The sequence below is a fragment of the Streptomyces sp. 8L genome (genome assembly GCF_020176795.1).
In the GTDB taxonomy this organism is placed as follows: domain Bacteria; phylum Actinomycetota; class Actinomycetes; order Streptomycetales; family Streptomycetaceae; genus Streptomyces.
The window spans coordinates 1-18,415 of the sequence record NZ_JAIUKE010000246.1; the positions used below are offsets into that span (position 1 = coordinate 1).

The 18,415-nt window shown below is 71.1% G+C and carries 18 protein-coding genes; 5 read left to right on the top strand and 13 right to left on the bottom strand.

Features of this window, described 5'->3' with window-relative positions; genetic code table 11:
- Window positions 1-23: 23 nt before the first annotated feature.
- Window positions 24-962, bottom strand: coding sequence for an alpha/beta hydrolase family protein (locus LCE31_RS20735; protein WP_225016314.1), 939 nt, complete (start codon window positions 960-962; stop codon window positions 24-26).
- Window positions 963-1,051: 89 nt separating this feature from the next.
- Window positions 1,052-2,125 carry an amidohydrolase family protein gene (locus LCE31_RS20740; RefSeq protein WP_225016315.1) on the bottom strand — a complete coding sequence of 358 codons (1,074 nt, stop codon included), beginning with the start codon at window positions 2,123-2,125 and terminating at the stop codon, window positions 1,052-1,054.
- 143 nt (window positions 2,126-2,268) lie between these two features.
- Between LCE31_RS20740 and LCE31_RS20745 the strand changes: the two genes are divergently transcribed.
- Both LCE31_RS20745 and LCE31_RS40505 read left to right on the top strand, forming a co-directional pair.
- Window positions 2,269-2,649, top strand: a complete 381-nt coding sequence (locus tag LCE31_RS20745) for a MerR family transcriptional regulator (protein WP_225016317.1) — start codon at window positions 2,269-2,271, stop codon at window positions 2,647-2,649.
- 119 nt (window positions 2,650-2,768) lie between these two features.
- The gene (locus LCE31_RS40505) at window positions 2,769-2,891 is read left to right on the top strand and encodes a hypothetical protein (protein WP_263632101.1); all 123 of its coding nucleotides are present in this window, start codon (window positions 2,769-2,771) and stop codon (window positions 2,889-2,891) included.
- A 139-nt stretch (window positions 2,892-3,030) separates the two neighbouring features.
- On the opposite strand, the gene LCE31_RS20750 is transcribed toward LCE31_RS40505, so the two are convergent.
- Window positions 3,031-3,477 carry a cupin domain-containing protein gene (locus LCE31_RS20750; RefSeq protein ID WP_225016319.1) on the bottom strand — a complete coding sequence of 149 codons (447 nt, stop codon included), beginning with the start codon at window positions 3,475-3,477 and terminating at the stop codon, window positions 3,031-3,033.
- 52 nt (window positions 3,478-3,529) lie between these two features.
- Between LCE31_RS20750 and LCE31_RS20755 the strand changes: the two genes are divergently transcribed.
- Together LCE31_RS20755 and LCE31_RS20760 are read left to right on the top strand one after the other, a co-directional pair.
- Entirely contained in the window at window positions 3,530-4,540 is a 1,011-nt protein-coding gene (locus LCE31_RS20755; protein ID WP_225016321.1) for a helix-turn-helix domain-containing protein, read from the top strand.
- Window positions 4,541-4,639: 99 nt separating this feature from the next.
- Complete coding sequence (locus LCE31_RS20760) at window positions 4,640-5,431, top strand: SAM-dependent methyltransferase (RefSeq protein WP_225016323.1); 792 nt, start codon at window positions 4,640-4,642, stop codon at window positions 5,429-5,431.
- A gap of 281 nt (window positions 5,432-5,712) precedes the next feature.
- Here LCE31_RS20760 and LCE31_RS20765 read toward each other — a convergent pair whose 3' ends face one another.
- A complete protein-coding gene (locus tag LCE31_RS20765; protein WP_225016325.1) occupies window positions 5,713-6,762 on the bottom strand; it encodes an oxidoreductase in 1,050 nt (349 codons plus the stop codon).
- A 106-nt stretch (window positions 6,763-6,868) separates the two neighbouring features.
- On the opposite strand from LCE31_RS20765, the gene LCE31_RS20770 reads away from it, so the two are divergent.
- A complete protein-coding gene (locus LCE31_RS20770) occupies window positions 6,869-7,987 on the top strand; it encodes an AraC family transcriptional regulator (RefSeq protein ID WP_225016327.1) in 1,119 nt (372 codons plus the stop codon).
- A 306-nt stretch (window positions 7,988-8,293) separates the two neighbouring features.
- On the opposite strand, the gene LCE31_RS20775 is transcribed toward LCE31_RS20770, so the two are convergent.
- From LCE31_RS20775 to LCE31_RS20815, 9 genes are all read right to left on the bottom strand, one after another.
- On the bottom strand, window positions 8,294-9,205 hold the full coding sequence (locus LCE31_RS20775; RefSeq protein ID WP_225016328.1) for an aldo/keto reductase: 912 nt from the start codon (window positions 9,203-9,205) through the stop codon (window positions 8,294-8,296).
- Window positions 9,206-9,305: 100 nt separating this feature from the next.
- Window positions 9,306-10,184: a helix-turn-helix domain-containing protein gene (locus tag LCE31_RS20780; protein ID WP_225016329.1), complete on the bottom strand. Its 879-nt coding sequence runs from the start codon at window positions 10,182-10,184 to the stop codon at window positions 9,306-9,308.
- A 364-nt stretch (window positions 10,185-10,548) separates the two neighbouring features.
- The gene (locus LCE31_RS20785; RefSeq protein WP_225016330.1) at window positions 10,549-12,006 is read right to left on the bottom strand and encodes an aldehyde dehydrogenase family protein; all 1,458 of its coding nucleotides are present in this window, start codon (window positions 12,004-12,006) and stop codon (window positions 10,549-10,551) included.
- A 159-nt stretch (window positions 12,007-12,165) separates the two neighbouring features.
- The gene (locus tag LCE31_RS20790; protein ID WP_225016331.1) at window positions 12,166-12,831 is read right to left on the bottom strand and encodes a CoA transferase subunit B; all 666 of its coding nucleotides are present in this window, start codon (window positions 12,829-12,831) and stop codon (window positions 12,166-12,168) included.
- Window positions 12,831-13,580, bottom strand: a complete 750-nt coding sequence (locus LCE31_RS20795; protein ID WP_225016332.1) for a CoA transferase subunit A — start codon at window positions 13,578-13,580, stop codon at window positions 12,831-12,833. Before LCE31_RS20795 ends, LCE31_RS20790 begins: the two co-directional genes overlap by 1 nt.
- A 79-nt stretch (window positions 13,581-13,659) precedes the next feature.
- Complete coding sequence (locus LCE31_RS20800) at window positions 13,660-14,967, bottom strand: MFS transporter (RefSeq protein WP_225016333.1); 1,308 nt, start codon at window positions 14,965-14,967, stop codon at window positions 13,660-13,662.
- Between the two features lie 336 nt (window positions 14,968-15,303).
- On the bottom strand, window positions 15,304-16,575 hold the full coding sequence (locus tag LCE31_RS20805) for an Nramp family divalent metal transporter (RefSeq protein ID WP_225016335.1): 1,272 nt from the start codon (window positions 16,573-16,575) through the stop codon (window positions 15,304-15,306).
- Window positions 16,576-16,774: 199 nt separating this feature from the next.
- Window positions 16,775-17,755, bottom strand: coding sequence for a hypothetical protein (locus LCE31_RS20810; RefSeq protein WP_225016337.1), 981 nt, complete (start codon window positions 17,753-17,755; stop codon window positions 16,775-16,777).
- A 1-nt stretch (window position 17,756) separates the two neighbouring features.
- A complete protein-coding gene (locus LCE31_RS20815) occupies window positions 17,757-18,263 on the bottom strand; it encodes a VOC family protein (RefSeq protein WP_225016340.1) in 507 nt (168 codons plus the stop codon).
- Between the last annotated feature and the right edge of the window lie 152 nt (window positions 18,264-18,415).

The window sequence follows — 18,415 nt, forward strand, 5'->3', positions numbered from 1 at the left end:
GGGCAAGGCACTGGGGGCGGGCGTTACTTGGACTCCAGTCGCCCCAGTGGGTGTCCCTCGGCGAGGAGAGTCCGGGCCGTCTTCCAGTCGGTGTCGTCGATGCCGGTGACGTGCCGCAGGTACGCGAGAGTGACCTGCTGGACGAGGGCGACACGGTCGGGGTCCTCGTCGGTGGTCTCTGCGACCTGGTAGCCGGAGATGCCACCGAGGAAGTGCTCACCGCCGAAGACCGTGAGCAGACTCTTGTTGCCGCCGCTGAGGGTGTAGGGGTCGCTCGTCCAGGCCGGGCCCCGGGTCGAGAGCGGGAGGTCGTCCTTGTCCCCTGCGACGACGAGCCCGGGGGCAGTGACATGGGAGAAGTCCTGGTCACGCAGCCACGGGAGGTTGTCGTGGGCGAAGGGTGTCAGTTCGTCACCGCCCTTGCCCGCGGTGGGGAGCTGGATGCTGGCCACGATCCGGGAGTCGGACAGATCCTCGGCGACGCCCGTCTGCGGATCTTTGACACGCAGACCCACCAGGATGCCCGCGGTCTGACCGCCGAAGGAGTGGCCCGCCGCGACGATGCGAGTGTGGTCGACCCGGCCGGCCAGGCCGGGCACCTGCGCTTCCAGGGACGGGAGTTCGTCCAGGATGCGCTTCATGTCCTGCACGCGGTAGCGCCACATCTGGGGCCTGCGGGGGTCGTCCGCGGGCATGGCGAGCCGCTTGGAGTCCATGTGCGTGGCCTGGATGACCACAAATCCGTGCGAGGCCCAGTGGTCGACCAGAGGCGCGTAGCCGTCCAGGTTCGAGCCGAATCCATGGGCGAACAGCACGATCGGCAGGTCGCTGCCGCTGACCGGCGCGGAAACGCGTACGTGCAGGTCCTCGCCGCGCTGCGGAGCAGGCAGCACCAGCGGTTTGACGGATACGGCCGGGGTGGACGCGGGGCCGGTGAGACCGGTCGTCTGGTACGTGGTCATGCGGGTTTCTCTTCCAGTCTCGGACGTGTGCGGAAATTCAAGCGGTCTTGAGGTCGAGGGCATTCAGGCGGTCTTGAGGTTGAGGAAATTCAGGCGGTCTTGAGGTTGAGGATGCGTTCGGCGTTGAGGTGACCGAGCTTCGCCCTGCCCTGTTCGTCCAGGGGGGCGCTGTCCACGAAGGCGCGGGCGCCACCGGGGCCGCCGAAGCTGCCGCGGGAGTCGACACCACCGAGGCCGCGGGCGTCGGCGTCGTCGGTCGCGGTGGGGGCGCCGTAGGGTGAGTCGGCGCCGAACATGACCCGGTCGGGTCCCAGCACATCCACGGCTGCGGTCAGCATCCGGTGGCTGTAGAGGCCTCCGGCGGTGACGGAGAGGTTTCCGGTGATGTAGTCCAGAACGCGGCGCTGCAGGTGCGTGGCGGCGGTGCTGAGCAGGTCGGCCCGGTCTGCGAAGGGCACGAGCATCTCGCCCCAGTGCCCCAGGATGATCTGCAGGTCGGGGTGGCGGTCGAAGGTGCCGGCCAGGATGAGGCGCAGGGCGGCCAGGCCGGCTTCCGAGTGCCATCCCCAGCCCCCGGTGGACAGCAGCATGCTCGTCATCTCGTCGAAGCCGCTGTACGCGGCGTCGATGAGCTTCTTGGGCGGCATCGCCGGATGGATGTAGAGCGGCACATCCAGGTGGGCGGCAGCCTCGAAGAGGGGACGGAAGCCATCGTGGTCGAGGAAGGTCTCGCCCGTGCGCGGAAAGAGCATGGCACCGACGTGCCCCTGGGCCGTGACGGCGCGCTCCAGCTCGGCGGCGGCCGCCTCGGGGTCGGAGGTGGGCAGCGTGGCGAAGGCGGCGAAGCGGTCGGGGTGACGGCGCACGGCGTCCGCGAGCACGTCGTTGGCCTCCCGTGCGAGCGGGACAGCCACCTCGGCAGGCAGCGGCTGGGTGCCGGGCGTCGTGACGGAGAGGATTTCCATGTCCACACCGCTGGCATCCATGCGCGCCAGCCGCTCCTCGCCGACATCGAGCAGACGCAGGTTGACCTCACCACGGCTGCTCATCCTGTTGACGGTCTCGTCACCGCCCCACTTGAGCAGAGCCTGGCGGAGTTCCGCCGTCCAGGCGTGCTCCTCGACGCCGACCACACGCCGAACCGGTGTGCTGGCCTCGCTCATGGCTGTTGCCTTTCGTTCGAGTAATGACTCATGCGCACATATCAGCGGATATCAGTGGGACTCCCTATGCGAGCTACGCTAAAACTTGACGTTGATGTGAAAGGCAAGAGAGTGTGACACGCGTCACGCAGGAGGGGTTGTGCATGCGTATCGGGGAGCTCGCCCGCCGGGCAGGGGTGACAACGCGGGCCCTGCGCTACTACGAGGAGCGGAACCTGCTGGCGCCCCAGCGCAGCGAAAGCGGCCAGCGCCACTACACGGAGTCGGCTCTCGACCGCATCCGGGTGATCCAAGAGCTGTTTGCCGCCGGGTTGTCCAGCAAGACCATCGCCGATCTGACTCCGTGTGTCGTGGACGGCAAGGCCACGCCCGAACTGCTCAGCCGCCTGGCCGTGCAGCGCGACCGCCTCGACGCGCACATCGCGGACCTCACCCGCACACGAGACCGGCTCGACTCCGTGATCGCGGGTGCGTCCGCCAACATGCGCACCGAAACCCCGTGCAAGCAGGGGGACAGCGCATAGAGCGGTTTGCGCGTGCCCCCCTCCGCTTGTGCGGCGGGCTTGATGCCCTTCGGTGTCCGGGGTTTGTAGAAGGCGCCCTCGCGGAGCATGGCGAACAGGACGCTGGTGCGAGGTGCGTCATGCGTACCGGCCCGTACCTCCAGGAAGGGGCCGGACCGGAGATGGAACTGCCGGTCTCCCAGCGCCAGGAGCGACAAAGGCGCGTGTTCGACCAGGCCGAGCCGCCCATAGCGTCTTCCTGATGGACGGGTCCGTTCTGATCCGGCGAGTCGGCTCCGACGAAGTGACGTACGAGCCGACAAGCCGGCGATCGCCTACCAGGCCGCGCTCCACCTCGCGGGAATCCTCATCCGGACCCCACGCTGGCCAAAGAGACAGAACCTAGGGGCGGGGCAGCGCATGGCCCGTCGTCGCGTCGACGTGGTCCGGGATCTCGTCGTGCCGGTCCCCGACCGACACCGTGCCCGTGGGCTCGAACAGCAGGATCGAGGCGCCGCGCGGTGACGAGGGCCGGTGCTCGACGCCCTTCGGCACCACGAAGACCGCGCCGCGTGCCAGGTGGACCGTGCGCTCGGCCCGCACCCCGCCCGTCGCGCGGCAGTCGCGGAGCGCGATGTCGAGTTCGCCGTCGAGCAGGAGGAAGAACTCGTCGGTGGTGTCGTGGACGTGCCACACGTGGGCGCCCGCGACCTTCGCCACGCGGACGTCGTAGTCGTTGACGCGCGTCACGATGTGCGGGCTCCACAGCGCCTCGAAGCCGGCGAGCGCGTCGTCGAGGAGTACGGGTTCGGGCGCGGCGGAGGCGTCCGGTGTGTTCGGAGTGCTCATGCCTTCCATGGTCCACATGGCGCCCACCGCGCACGAGTGATACGAATCGCACATGTCGCGTCGATCCTCGCAACGGCCGCAAGCCGAACGTCCGGCGGTCCACGCGGTGGCCCTGGTCGTGGACGAGGGGTCCAACCCGTTCGAGCTGGGGGTCGCCACCGAGCTGTTCGGCCTGCGCAGGCCCGAGCTCGGCCGCCCCTGGTACGAGCTGACGCTCTGCGCCGCCGACCCCGCCGTGCCGATGCACCTGGGCCTTTTCACCATGACCGGTGTGGCGGGCCTCGACGCGGTGGAGCGCGCCGACACCGTGATCGTGCCCAACAGGCCCGACCCCGAGCACGGGCCCTCCCCCGCCGTCCTAGAAGCGGTCCGGCGCGCGGCCGTCCGCGGGGCGCGGCTGGTGAGCTTCTGCACGGGCGCGTTCACCCTGGCCGCGGCGGGGGTCCTCGACGGGCGCAGGGCCACCACGCACTGGCGCTGGGCCGACCTGTTCGCCGCCCGCTTCCCCGCCGTACGGCTCGACCCCGATGTCCTCTTCGTGCGCGACGGCGACGTGTTCACCGCGGCGGGCAGCGCGGCGGCGCTCGACCTGGGGCTGCACCTGATCATGCTGGACCACGGCAGCGAGGTGGCGAACGCCGTCGGCCGCCGCCTGGTCTTCCCCGGCCACCGGGACGGCGGGCAGAGGCAGTTCATCGAGCGGCCCGTCCCCGCCGTGCGGGACGAGTCGCTCGCGCCCGTCCTCGCGTGGGCGCGCGGGCGCCTTGACCTGCCGCTCGGGATCGCCGGCCTCGCCGCGTACGCCGGGGTCAGCGCGGCCACCCTGCACCGGAGGTTCCGTGCCGCGCTCGCCACGACTCCGCTGGCCTGGCTGACCGGCGAGCGCGTCGCGCTGGCCTGCCGGTTGATCGAGCGCGGCGAGGCGCGGATGGAGGTCGTGGCCAGGCTGAGCGGCCTCGGCACCGCCTCCAACCTGCGGACCAGGCTCCACCGGGCCACCGGGCTCACCCCGACCCGCTACCGGGAGCGGTTCGGGCCACGGCCCGCCTCCCGGCCAACCTGACCCCATAGCCTTACCGTCAGTGAGCAGATGTGGCAGGGTCAGGGGCGCCCCGGCCCCTCGGGCCCGGCGCACCGCACCCCGACCCCGAAAGGACGCAGCATGACGTCCGCCCGCCCGTCCGAGCCGGACATCGACATCAGCACGCCGCACCCGGCCCGTATCTACGACTGCCTGCTCGGCGGCGACCACCACTTCCCCGCCGACCGCGCCGTCGCCGAACGGCTCCCGGCGGCCGCACGGCTCGGTGCGCGCGCCAACCGCGCGTTCATGCGGCGCGCGACGGCGTGGGTCGCGGGCACCGGCATCGACCAGTTCCTCGACATCGGCTCCGGCATCCCCACCGAGCCCAACCTGCACCGGGTCGCCCAGGGCGTCGACCCGCGCTGCCGGGTCGTCTACGCGGACTACGACCCGATGGTGCTGCGCTACGCCGAGGAGCTGCTCGCCGGTACGCCCGAGGGCCGCACCGAGTTCGTGCGGGCCGACGTGCGCGAGCCCGCCGCCATCCTCGAACGGGCGCGCGCCGTGCTCGACTTCGACCGGCCCGTCGCGCTCTCGCTGATCGCGCTGCTGCACTTCGTGCCCGACTCCGACGACCCGTACGGCCTGGTGCGGGCGCTGCTCGACGCGCTCGCGCCCGGCAGCTGCCTGGTCCTCTCGCATCTCACCATGGACCTGTTCACCCCGGAGGAGGACAGGACCGCCGATTACCGGTCGAGCGGGATCGACCTGAGGCCACGCACCCGCGCGGAGGTCAGCCGGTTCTTCGACGGGCTCGACCTGGTGGACCCCGGGCTGGTCACGGGGTGGCACCGGGACGCGCAGCCCCCGGCGGACACGGAGTCCGACGGCGCGCGCACCGCCTGGTCGGGCGTCGGCTTCCTGCGCTGAGGGCGCGCCGCGCCCCGGAGCCGATGCCTCCGCGCCCCCGCCACGGGACCGGGAACCAGCCAGCGGCCTCACCTGAGGCCGGATGACGCGACACATCGGCCGAGGCCCGGCCCGATGGCGCGCAGCACGTCGGCAGGGTGGCGCGATACATCGGCCGAGGCGCGCGGCACGTCGGCCGGGTGGCGCGGCGTCTCAGCCGAGTTCGAGGCCGGCGGATGCGTGGACGCGGTCCTTCGCGGTGCGCGGCGGCCGCACCCAGGGGCTCCGGGCCGACAGGCCGGTCAGCGGGGCACGCGGCCCCGGTCGGTCAGCTCCTCGCTCAGGGTCCAGAGCCGGTCCGCGAGCCCGGGGTCGATCGCGTACGGCATGACACCGGGGACCGAGGTCGAGTCGCCGAGCTCCCACGCGCCCGAAGGCGCCTCCGGCGTGACGATCGCGACCTCGGCGTTCTCGCAGTACACCCCGCCGAGCCCGGCGAGCCGCGGGCTGGTCGCACACCACACGGAGGTGGCGGCGCCCTGCTGGAGGGTCTTCAGGTTCCGCGCGGGGTCCAGCACGGCGTCGCCGTTCTCGTCGATCACACCGGCCGCCCTGAGCTGATCCCGCGTGAGGTGCCTGCCCAGGTTGGTGTCCTGGATGGACCCGGGGTGCAGCGAGAACGCACGGATGCCGTCGTCCCTGCCGCGCTCGTCGAGCGCCGCGGCGAAGAGGATGTTGGCGGTCTTCGACTGCCCGTAGCCCGCCCACGGGTCGTAGTCGCGGTGCAGGAAGTGCGGGTCGTCGAAGACCACGGGCGAGTAGTGGTGGCCCCACGACGACACCGAGACCACCCGCGCGCCGCCGGCCGCCGCCAGCGCGGGCCGCAGCCGCCCGGTCAGCTGGAAGTGGCCGAGGTGGTTGGTCGCGAACTGCGACTCGTAGCCGCGCGCGTCCCGCACCAGCGGCGTCGCCATGATCCCCGCGCTGTTGACGAGGATGTGCAGCGGGCGCCCCGACGCGAGGAAGGCGTCGGCGAACGCGTCCACCGACGCGGGGTCGAGCAGGTCCATGGGGGCGACCTCGACACCGTCCAGCGGCTCGGCGGCAGCCGCGCGGCCCCCACCGGGCGCGAGGACGGGGGCCAGCGCCGCGCGGGCACGATCCGGGTCGCGGGCGGGGACCACGACGCGGGCGCCGGCGCCGCGCAGCACGCGGACCGTCTCCACGCCGAGGCCGGAGCCGCCGCCGGTGACGACGGCGGTCCTGCCGGTCAGGTCGATCCCCTCGATGACGTCCTCGGCCGTGGAGGCCGCGCCGAAGCCCGAGTCGACGGGCTGCTGTGGTGTACGCACGGTGTTGGCTCACTTCCGCGTGGTTGCTGTGATGTCTCCACGCTAGAGCGGCGAATCCGTACGATGAATGCTTGCCGGTCCGTGTTTTCTGCGCGAGAGTACGGGCATGGGGAACGATCCACTCTCCGACACCCTCGCCCTCATGGACGCCAGGTGCGTCGTCTCCGCGGGGTTCACCGTCTCGGGCCGCTGGGCCCTGCGCTTCCCGCGTCCCAGCCGGCTGAAGATCCACGCGGTGCTGCGCGGGCGCTGCCTGCTCTCCTTCGAGCCGCCCGGGACGTACGGGCCGCCCGCTGCGCCCGCGAAGCCCACTGCGCCCGGGACGCCCGGGACGTACGGGCTGACCGGGACGTCCGGGCCGCCCGGTGCGCCCTCGCCGATCGTGCTCGGCGAGGGCGACGTAGCGGTGTTCGACGGCTCGCGCCCCTTCGTGTTCGCTTCGGACCAGGAGACGGCGCCGGTCGACGCCACGGGCCTGTTCACCGACGCGCGCGGCGAGGTGGTGCACCTCGGGGCGGGCGGGAGCGGCGAGGCGGCGGGGGCGCGCGGCGCTCCCGTCCCCGTGCATCGCGAACCCCCCGAGCACATCGCCGTCGGCGGCCATGTCGAGCTCGCGGGCGGCGCCGAGGACCTGCTGCTGACGGCGCTGCCGCCGCTCATCCACCTCCGATCGGACGCGGCGGAGGCGCCCGCGCTGCGGCGCCTGCTCGACGGGCTGCTGCGCGAGATGACGGCGAACCGGCCGGGCGCCGCCTTCGCGACGGGCCAGCTCGCGCAGCTCCTCTTCGTCCAGGTGCTGCGGGCCCATCTCGCCGACACCGAGGCGCTGCCCGCGGGCAGGCTCCGCGAGTTCGCCGACGGGCGGCTCGCGCCCGCGCTGCGGCTGATGCACGAGGAGCCCGGCAGGCCCTGGGGCCTCCAGGAGCTGGCACAGGCCGCCGCCATGTCCCGTACGACGTTCGCCTCGCGCTTCCGCCAAGCGGCGGGTGTGCCGCCGCTCGCGTACCTGACGGACTGGCGGATGCGGCTGGCCCGTCGCGCCCTGCGCACGGGCACCACGACGGTCGCAGAACTGGCGGGCGCCCTCGGCTACACCTCGGAGAGTGCCTTCAGCAACGCCTTCAAACGCGAGACCGGCGTCTCGCCCCGTCGCTACCGCGACGGACCGCAGCAGGTGACGGCGACCACCGCGAGTCCCGCCGCGCGGCCGGGCGGGCGCTCCTGACGTGCACGGGCGGCCGACCGTATTGATCACGAGCGTTGTTGACACGATCGTGGCCTTGAACATGGCGAAGACCTCCGGTGGGTGGGAGCTGTCCAGGAACTCACCGCACGAAGGTCTTCGTGTCCCGCCGTAATGCCCAACTGACCGCCCGTAATGCCCCGCTGACCGTCTTCGGTGGGAGACCAGTGGTCGAACGTTTCCGCTCAGGCCCTCCGGTCGCTCCTGTGGGTCCGGGCCACCATCGTGGCGGCCCGGACACCGGCACAAACGACTTCGCCCCTGGCCCGGCCAGGCGGGGCCGATCGGTCAGGACTCGGGGGACACCGCATCGATGGCGGCCAGCTCCCGAGCGGTCAGCGTCACGTCGTACGCGCCGAGGTTGTCCCTCAGGTGCTCCGGGCTGGTGGTCGCCGGGATCGGCACGATCTCGGGCGAGCGCGCCAGCAGCCAGGCCAGCGCGATCTGCGGAACGCTGACCCGGTGCGCTTCGGCGATGGGTGCCAGGATCTGCCGGACGGCCTCGGGTCCGTTGGTGTCCGTGGCCACGCCCGGCGGGATCAGGGACACCGGCTGCCAGGGCGCGAAAACGGAACCGCCGGCGACCGTCTCCTCCAGCAGCCTTGCCTCCCCCCGGGAGGCCACGTTGAAGTGCCCCGTGACGGCGGCGATCTCCACGATGGAGCGCGCACTGCGCAGCTGTTCAGGTGTCACGTTGGACAGTCCGATGTGGCGGATGATCCCTTCCTCGCGCAACTGCGCCAGCGTGGCGACCTGATCCTCGAACGGCACGTCCGTGGCATACCCGCTGTGAAGGTAGTACAGATCAATGCGCTCCACCCCCAGCCGGCGGGCGCTGAGCCGGGCCGACTGCTTCAAGTAGGCGGGATGCCCGATCGCGCCGATGACCGACGGATCGTGCTCCATCGCGGACAGGTCCGGGCCGCCGCGTACGAACCCGCCCTTGGTCGCGATGACCACATGCTCAGGATAGGGATGCAGGGCCTCCCGGATCAGGACCTCGTTGGTGTGCGGGCCGTACGCGTCGGCGGTGTCGATGAGCGACACCCCGGCCTCGACCGCCTCCCGCAGAAGCTTGATGGCGTGCTCCCTGTCGGGATACTCACCCCACAAGCCCTCTCCCGTCAGCCGCATCGCCCCGTATCCGATACGGCCCACGGTGAGATCGCCGCCCAGGGTGACAGTAGTGTGCTGCTCCACGATCTGTTCCTCCCGCGGGCCGGGCCCGCATATCCATCTGTCCAGTTAATGGCGTTGAGTGCGACGCCGCACGGCGCGCCTGAGCAGTGCGCAGCGGCTCTCAGGTGTCCTGTCTTGATGCGGTGTCCTGTCTTGATGCGGGTGCCGTTGCCCACTGCAGGACGAAGCGCAGTGCCTCCTGCGCCGCTTCGTCGTGTGCTGTGTAGGCGGCCAGCAGCTGGTCGGGGTGGGTGCCCACAGTGAACTGCTGCACGTCCAGCGTCATCGGGCCGGCCATCGGGTGGTGGAACGACTTCGTCAGCATCTCCGGCCCGCGGACCTGGTCGGGCACCCACCAGGTACGGAAGTCCCGGTCCCGCTCGCGCAGTTCGGCGATCAGCTCCTGAAGAGCCGGATCGTCGGGACGCAGTCCCGCTTCCCTTCGCAGAACAGCGACACACTCGCGGGCCACCAGGCGCCAGTCGGCGTAGAGCGTCCGGAAACGGACATCGAGGAACGTCATCCTGATCACGTTCCGCTCCCTGACGCGCAGGGCGCCGAAATCCACGAGGAGAGCCGCCGCGCCGCGATTCCACGCCAGGACGTTCATGTTCCGGTCCAGGACCAGCGCCGGCACATCATGCATGGAATCAAGAAGTTGCCGCAGCCTGGGCGCCACCTCCGGCAGCGCCGGCCGCCCGCCCCGCGGCGGCACCGTGTCCGCGAGGGCGAACAGGTAGTCCCGCTCTTTGCCCGACAGCCGCAGCGCCGCAGCGAGTGCCTCAAGCACCGACGGCGACACGTGCCGGGCACGGCCCTGCTCCAGGCGCACCACGTAGTCCACGCTCACGTGCGCGAGCTCGGCCAATTCCTCGCGCCGCAACCCCGGCACCCGGCGTGCGCCACCAGCGTCGAGCAGCCCCACCTCGCCCGGTGTGAGCGCAGCCCTGCGGAAGCGCACGAACGCCCCCAGCTCGGTGTTCCTGGACAACTTCCTCATGCCACCAGTGTGGACGCCATCGCCCCCGCCGCACCTGGTACTGGAATGCACAGGCTGCCACCCTGCGTCCACCGGCCCCGCCCCATACAGTGGAGATCCGAAACAGGCCAGTAGCTCCTGCCCGCTCCGGCGACCGGCCCCTCCCCCCTCTCGACCGGCCAATCCGGCAGCCGACGTTTCGCCTCGTGCCGGCGCAGCGGCCACGGGAAGAGAGGGGCGCCGGCCTCGTCGCCATCGCTGACCGGCCCCGGCGAGGATACGGTGCCCTCGCTGTGTCCTCGCGGTCCAGATGTGATGGCGGTGACGCGTACTGCGCTGCCGCACGCGGCGGCTCGGCGGAAGTTCCCCAACCCGGGCCCGTGGCCTACAGCTCGATGCCAGTGAGTACCATCACGCGCTCGTAGGTGTAGTCGTCCATCGCGTAGCGCACACCCTCCCGACCGACGCCTGAGAGCTTGGCACCGCCGTACGGCATCAGGTCCGAGCGATACGAGGGCGCGTCGCCGACGACCACGCCACCGACCTCCAGGGCGCGGTGGGCGCGAAAAGCCGCCTGGATGTCGTGGGTGAACACCCCTGTCTGCAGACCGTACTTGGAGTCGTTGACCGCAGCGAACGCGGCCTGCTCACCTGTCACCCTGCACAGGGTCAGGACCGGTCCGAACACCTCCTCACAGGCGAGCGTGACGTCCGCGGGCACGTCGGCGAGCACAGTCGGCGCGTAGGCGGCGCCGTCCCGCTTGCCGCCGGTCAGCAGTCGCGCGTCGGCCGCGACCGCCTCGTCGACCCAGCTCTCCACCCGCCGGGCGGCGTCCTCGCTGATCAGCGGCCCCACATCGGTGGCGTCGTCGGCCGGGTCGCCGGTGACCTGCGCCTCGACAGCATCGACGACCCTCTCGACCAGGCGGTCGTAGACCGCGGCGTCGGCGATGACCCGCTGCACCGCGATGCAGGACTGGCCGCCCTGGGAGTTGGAGAACGTGGCGATGCGGGACGCGGCCCAGTCCAGGTCCTCCTCCGAGGCGTAGTCGGCGAGGACGACGGCCGCGCCGTTGCCGCCGAGCTCCAACGTGCAGTGCTTGCGCGGCACCGAGTCCATGATCGAGTAACCGACCCTCTCGGAGCCGGTGAAGGAGATGACGGGCAGCCGCTCGTCCTGGACCAGGGCCGGCATCCGGTCGTTCGGCACGGGCAGCACCGACCAGGAGCCCGCGGGCAGGTCCGTCTCGGCGAACAGCTCGCCGAGCAGCAGCGCGGACAGCGGTGTCGCCGGGGCGGGCTTGAGGACGATCGGGACGCCCGCCGCGATGGCCGGAGCGATCTTGTGGGCGCACAGGTTCAGCGGGAAGTTGAAGGGCGCGATGCCGAGCACCGGGCCCTTCGGGAAGCGCCGCGTCAACGCCAGCCGCCCGGTGCCGCCAGCGTCGGAGTCGAGGCGCTGGGCTTCGCCGCCGTTGAAGCGGCGCGCCTCCTCCGAGGCGATACGGAAGACGGACACGGCCCTGTCGACCTCGCCGCGCGCCCACTTCACGGGCTTGCCGCTCTCGTCGGAGATCAGCCGGGCGATCTCCTCGGCCCGCTCGGTGATCCGGCCGCAGACATGGGCGAGCGCCTTGGCCCTGGCATGCGCGGGGGTGGCGGCGAAGGTGGTTACGGCCGCGTGCGCGGCGGCGACGGCCTCCTCGACCTGGGTGTCGGTCGGCACGGAGACAGCCCCGACCGTGCGGCCGTCCCACGGGGAGGTGACGTCGAAGGAGTGGTCGCCGGTGGCCTGTCGGCCCGCGAGCCAGAAGGGGTGTGAGGTGGGATGTGAGGTGGTCATGAGCGTGGTCCGCCCTTCAGGAGGGAAAGCGACGTGGGGAGTGGCGGTGGGAGAGGTGCTCGGGCGCAGCGTGCGGCGGACCCGGCGCGGGGCGCTCGCCGGCAGCGGTGTACGGCCGTCCCCTGACACAACACACCGCTGTCGCCCCGGCGTTGACCATCACGGTCGCGTACCGGACGGAACTCCCCCGGCCCGGGACGCCACGAGGTCGGCCTCGGTGGCGGAGCGGACCTCGTCCAGGGTGACGCCAGGGGCCAGTTCCGCCACGGACACACCGGCGGGACCGATGTCGAACACACCGAGGTCGGTGATGACGCGGTCCACGCACGCCCGGCCCGTCAGAGGCAGTGTGCACGTGCGCACGATCTTGGGGCTGCCGTCCTTGGCGGTGTGGTCCATCAGCACGATCACGGTGCGGGCGCCGTGCACCAGGTCCATCGCACCGCCCATGCCCTTGATCATCTTTCCGGGTACGGTCCAGTTGGCCAGGTCGCCCGTCTCGGAGACCTGGAGCCCGCCCAGGATCGCGGTGTCCAGATGGCCGCCGCGGATCATGCCGAAGGACAGCGCGGAGTCGAAGAAGGAGGCCCCGGGTGCCAGGGTCACGGTCTCCTTGCCCGCGTTGATCAGGTCGGGGTCGACCTCGTCGGGGCGGGGGTACGGGCCGACGCCGAGGATGCCGTTCTCCGAGTGCAGGACGACGTCGACGCCGTCGGGGAGGTGGTTCGGCACCTGGGTGGGCAGGCCGATGCCGAGGTTGACGTACGAGCCGTCGGTCAGTTCGGCCGCGGCGCGGGCCGCCATCTCGTCGCGGGTCCAGGGCATCAGCGCACCGTTTCTTTCTCGATCGTCCTGTCTGCCGCCTGCTCGGCGGTGAGCGGTACCACGCGCTGCACGAACACACCGGGCAGGTGCACCTCGTCCGGGTGGAGCGCGCCGTCCACCAGTTCCTCGACCTCCGCGACGGTGACCGTGCCCGCCATGGCGACGATGGGGTTGAAGTTGCGGGCCGAGCGGTGGAAGACGAGATTGCCGTGCCGGTCGCCGCGCGCCGCCCGCACCAGGGCGAAGTCGGTGGTGACCGCCTCTTCGAGGACATAGGGGCGGTCACCGAAGACACGCTGCTCGCGCGGCGGCGACGCCACGTCCACGGTGCCGTCCGCCGCGTACTTCCAGGGCAGTCCGCCGTCCGCGACCTGGGTGCCGACCCCGGCGGGGGTGAAGAAGGCGGGGATGCCGCAGCCGCCCGCGCGCAGCCGCTCGGCCAGTGTGCCCTGCGGGATCAGTTCCACCTCCAGCTCGCCGCCGAGGTACTGGCGGGCGAACTCCTTGTTCTCGCCGACGTAGGACGCCGTCACCCGGCTGATCCGGCCGGCGGACAGGAGCACACCGAGACCGTGCCCGTCTGTGCCGCAGTTGTTCGACACCACCCGCAGTCCGCCCACACCCCGCTCGTGCAGGGCGCGCAGCAGCACCGTGGGGATACCGCACAGGCCGAAGCCGCCGACGGCGAGCGAGGCGCCCCCGCCGATGTCGGCGACGGCCTCCTCCGCGCTTGCCCTCACCTTGTCCATCTCGTGCTCGGTTCCTTTCGTTGATGAGGTGTCGGCGGCCGTACGGCGCCGCCCCGCGCCGGGGTGGCGCGCCGCGTGATCAGTAGCGGGCTCGGTGCAGTGCCAGGCCCGATCCGCCGCCGATCGCGAACGTGATGATCAGGAAGGTGAAGGCGGCACCGAATCCGCCGTGGTCCACCAGGAGCCCCATGACAGTGGCACCGAAGGCACCGACAAAGTTGCCTATTCCCAGCATCACACCGGCGGCACGACCCATGGATCGTGCCGGGGCGATGTTGTGCAGGACCCCCTGCCCGGCGAGTGTGGTGAGTCCCTCGACCCCGATGATCGCGATGATCACGGCGCACAGCTGTACCGGCAGGACGTCCACCAGGCTGGCCACGACCAGGCAGATCGCGGCGGAGATGAACCCGCCGAACACCCAGATGGCCTTGCGGCCCGTCCGGTCCATGACGACGCCGACGAGCGGCCCGGCCACGATGCACAGCGCGAAGGACAGAGCGATGTAGGAGCTCGCGGCCCCGGAGCCCAGGTGCTGCTCACTCTTGAGGTACGTGGGGAACCAGCTGGCAAGACCGTACACACCGATGTTGTTGACCGTCCACACGATGGTGCTCGCCCAGAAGGGCCACAGGCGCAGGGGGCCGCGTGAGGCCTTCTCGGCCGCCATGCTGTCCGGCAGGTCCGCCTCCGCCTCGGTACCGCCGCCGTGGCGGGTGATGTATTCGAGTTCCTCGGGGCTGAGCCGGGGTTCGAGGGCGGGGTCGTCGCGCAGGAGGAGCCAGGCGAGCGGCACGCACACCACGATCGCGAGGATCGTCAGCAGGAAGAAGGCGCCGCGCCAGGAGCTGACCGCGATCGCGCCGGTCACGACGAAGCCGGACAGGGCGAAGCCGGCGTTGATGCCGCACACCCACACCGCCTTGGCCCTGCTGCGCTCGGCGTGCGGGAACCAACGCGCCGTCAGCGCGTTCGACATGGGCAGCAGGAACGCCTCGGTGATGCCGAGCATCGCCCGGCCGACCATCAGAAGCGTCACATTGGTCGCGACTCCGGCGAGGAGCGTGCTGACGCCCCAGCCCGCCATACCGGCCAGCGCGCACTTGCGCGGTCCGAAGCGGTCGATGAGCATGCCCCACACGGGCATCGAGGCACCGTAGAAGAGCAGGGTGACCGTGGTGAGCAGGCCGATCAGCCCGTTCTTCCCGGTGAGGTGCATGTCCGAGAGGAACTGGTCGTTCGCCGCGACGACACCGACGCCGGTCTTGTCGAGCATGGCGACGACCCAGAAGACCACGACGGCCGGGGAGAAGAGCCACCACCGTCTTCCCGGCACCTTGCCGGTCCTGCCGGGCGCGCTGCCCACCGGCTGCTGAAGGCTGGTCATGCCGGCCTCCTCTCGGTGAGCGAGAAGCCACTGGGACGGGCCTGTTGGGCTGTGAGGATCATGGGACAGGCCGGTGACGACGCGTCCGCACGTGGACGGCCGGGTTTGACGGATGATGCCGTGGACCGCATAGGGGAAGTCCCTTCTGCACGACTGGGGTTCACTGAATGACCGTGAAGTTCGTGCGCGGGGACCGATCAACCCACACACTCTTCGGCACTGAAGAATGGTTTTCTTCCGGCGGGACTCACCGTGCCACCGTGTCTTCCTGGCAGTCAATAAGCGTGCGAAGCCTTTTCGTTGGTATTCACGACGGCATGGCGGCAGGTGTTGTGTTCATGCTCCCACCAGCGATTTCGTCGCAAGATAGAGGTTGAACACGCTGATCACCGCGACACAGCACACGGCAGTCACCGCCGTGACACGCCGGTTGACGAACTCCCCCATCACATCGGCCCGTCCGGTGAGCAGCACCAGGGGCACGAGCGCGAAGGGTATCCCGAACGACAGCACCACCTGGGAGAACACCAGACTGTCGGTGGCAGGCACACCGAGGGCGAGCACCACGAGCGCGGGCAGCATGGTGAGCCCACGGCGCAGCACCAGCGGTATGCCCCGCCGCAGGAAGCCGCTCATCACGACCTGTCCCGCGTACGTACCCACGCTGGAGGACGAGAGCCCTGACGCGAGCAGCGCCACCGCGAACGCGAGTGCGGCAGCACCGCCGACCGCCCGCCCGAGCCCCGCGTGGGCCGCGAGGATCGGATCGGCGTCGCCAAGGCCGTGGCCGTGCAGCAGGACCGCGGCGAGCACCAGCATCGCGATGTTGACCACGCCCGCCGTGCCCAGTGCGACGAGGACGCCGCGGCGCTGGGAACGCAGCAGAGCACGCCAGGGCGCCGCCTGCGCACGGGACTTGGTGAGCGCGGAGTGCAGGTAGACCACGTGCGGCATGACCGTGGCACCGATTATCCCGGCGGCGAGCACCGCGCTGTCGCCCCCGGCGAACTCCGGGCGCGTCCCGGCGAGCAGCGCGCCCGGGTCGAGTCCGAGCCGTACCAGGTCATACGCGAAGCCGAGGAAGACGATTCCGAACAGCGCGGTGATCGCCTGCTCGAACCGGCCGTGGCCTCTGCGGTCCAGGGCCAGCACACCGAAGGCGACGACCGCGGTGATGGCACCGGCGAATGGCAGCGGCACACCGAACAACAGGTACAGGCCCACCGCCGCGCCCACGAACTCCGCCAGGTCCGTCGCCATCGCGACGAGTTCCGCCTGTACCCAGAGCCCCCGTACCACCGAGGCGGGAAAGTGACGGCGGCACAGCTCCGGCAGGTCCTCACCGGTGGCGAGACCAAGCTTCGCCGAGAGGTATTGCACGAGCATGGCGACGAGGTTGGCGGCGACGATGACCCAGACGAGGGCGTAGCCGTAGTGGGCGCCGGCGGTGATGTTGGTGGCGAAGTTGCCGGGGTCGATGTAGGCGACGGCGGCGACGAACGCGGGCCCGAGCAGCGCGGGTCCTGAGCGGCGAGCCGCCGGCCCTCCCCCGGTGGTCCGGCCGACCGGACGGCCGGGAGCCGGTACGGCGGCCGTCCGTGGTCGCACACGGGGATGTGGTTCGAGCACGGTGGCGCCTCCTCGTCGCCCTTGCCGCGGCCGGTGTCCCGGTCCGAACGGGCTCCGGCCGGGGCGGAGCGGACCGCCCGGCTGCCGGGGAATCCGGTGTGCGCGGCCATGGCGCGTCCCTCCTTCGGGTGGTCCGCGGTTCGGGTCGTGGTGCCACACCGCACGGTGTGCGGTGCGATCAGGAATGTGGTGTGCGTGGGACGAACTTGTGCAGGCACCGGTGTTTCCGGTGCGGCCTGCCGGTGAAGTTCGCGAAGGAGTCGGGGACTTCGGAGACGTAGAGCGCACCCACCGAGTCGACGGCGACGGCGTGGGGGGCCAGGAACTCCACCGTGGGCGGCCCGATCCTGGCCACGACGGTACGGTCCCGGTCCCACACCCTCACCTGTCCCGGCAGTTCCTCCTCCGCCCGCCCCAGCCGCCACGACGCGAGGTCACGCGGGCCGCGCGCCAGCTCGGCCACGTACAGCCGCCCGTCGGTGTCGAAGGCGATGTCGGTGGGCCGCTGGACGTCGTTCCACACGTCGAGCAGCTCACCGTCCCGGGAGAAGACCTGGATGCGGTCGTTCTCCCGGTCGCACACCAGGACGCGCCCCTCGGCGTCCAGGGTGAGGCTGTGCGGCACGACGAAGCAGCCCGGGTCCGCGCCGGGACCACCCCAGGACCGTGCCAGTTCGTGGTCGGCGGAGAAGCGGTGCACCCGGCAGTTGCGGTAGCCGTCGCTGACGAAGAGCTCCCCGGACGGCGACGCCACGGCCTTGGTGGGCCGGTTGAAGGGCGGTCCGCCGCGTATCGAGTCGTACGCGGCCTCCGTGCCGGGCGGAGCGGTCACGTCGAATCCGGTGTCGGACGGTGTGCCGCTGCCGATCGTGTCCAGCAGCCGGCCGCGCAGGTCGAAGACGTGGACCTGGTGGCCGCCGTCGTCCGCGATGTGGATCGTGTCCTCGCGGTCGATCGACAGCAGGTGGGGGCGCTCGGAGAGGCACGCGTGGCCCCACCGGTCAGCGACGGTGCCGTCGGGTTCGAGCACCGTGACCAGGTCGCCCCCGCCGCGCCGCAGCGCATACACCCGGTCCCGCGAGTCGACGGCCACACCGGTGACGTCGCTCTCCCAGGTGTCCTCGCCCCAGCCCTCGACCTCGTCGAACACGATCGTCACGTCACGCCTCCGAAGAACCGATCCAGTGCGGCGGGAGCGCCGCGGAGCCGTCGGCGGAGTCGTCGAGAAGCGCGGGGACGGGCTCCTCGTCCATGAACCAGTCCGTGAAGTCGTAGGACTTCCACGCCGTGTCGGAGACGTCGAAGGAGGCGAGTTCGAGGGGGTTGCCGCTGGGGTCGAAAAAGTAGAACGAGGAGATGAACCGGTGGGTGTTGTGCTCGCCGCGCCGCTCCGAGATCTCGGACACCGGGACCCCGTACGCCACCAGGCGCTCGCGGAACCACTCCAGGTCGGCGTGCGTGGGCACGTCGAACGAGAGGTGGTCGAGCTTCTGCGGCACGTCAGGACGGCTGCACAGCTCCGCCTTGACCGAGGGCCACAGCACCGAGCTGACGGGCGCCGCGGGCTTGTCCACGACGCCGGGGGCCTCGTAGAGGGAGAACAGCTCGCCATTGCCCATCTCGAAGAAGACCTGGCGGACGGTGATGTCGACGGCGATGGGCGACACCGCGGCCGGGTGGTGGACGGCCGCGCCCGCCGAGTGCTTGGCCGCGGAGCGCAGGCCGTCGGCGGAGGTCCTAAGAAGTCATCTCATTTGGTTGGGTAGTCTGGGCTCGTGGGGATAGTGGAGCGTCTCGTGCCTGATGAGTTGTGGGAGCT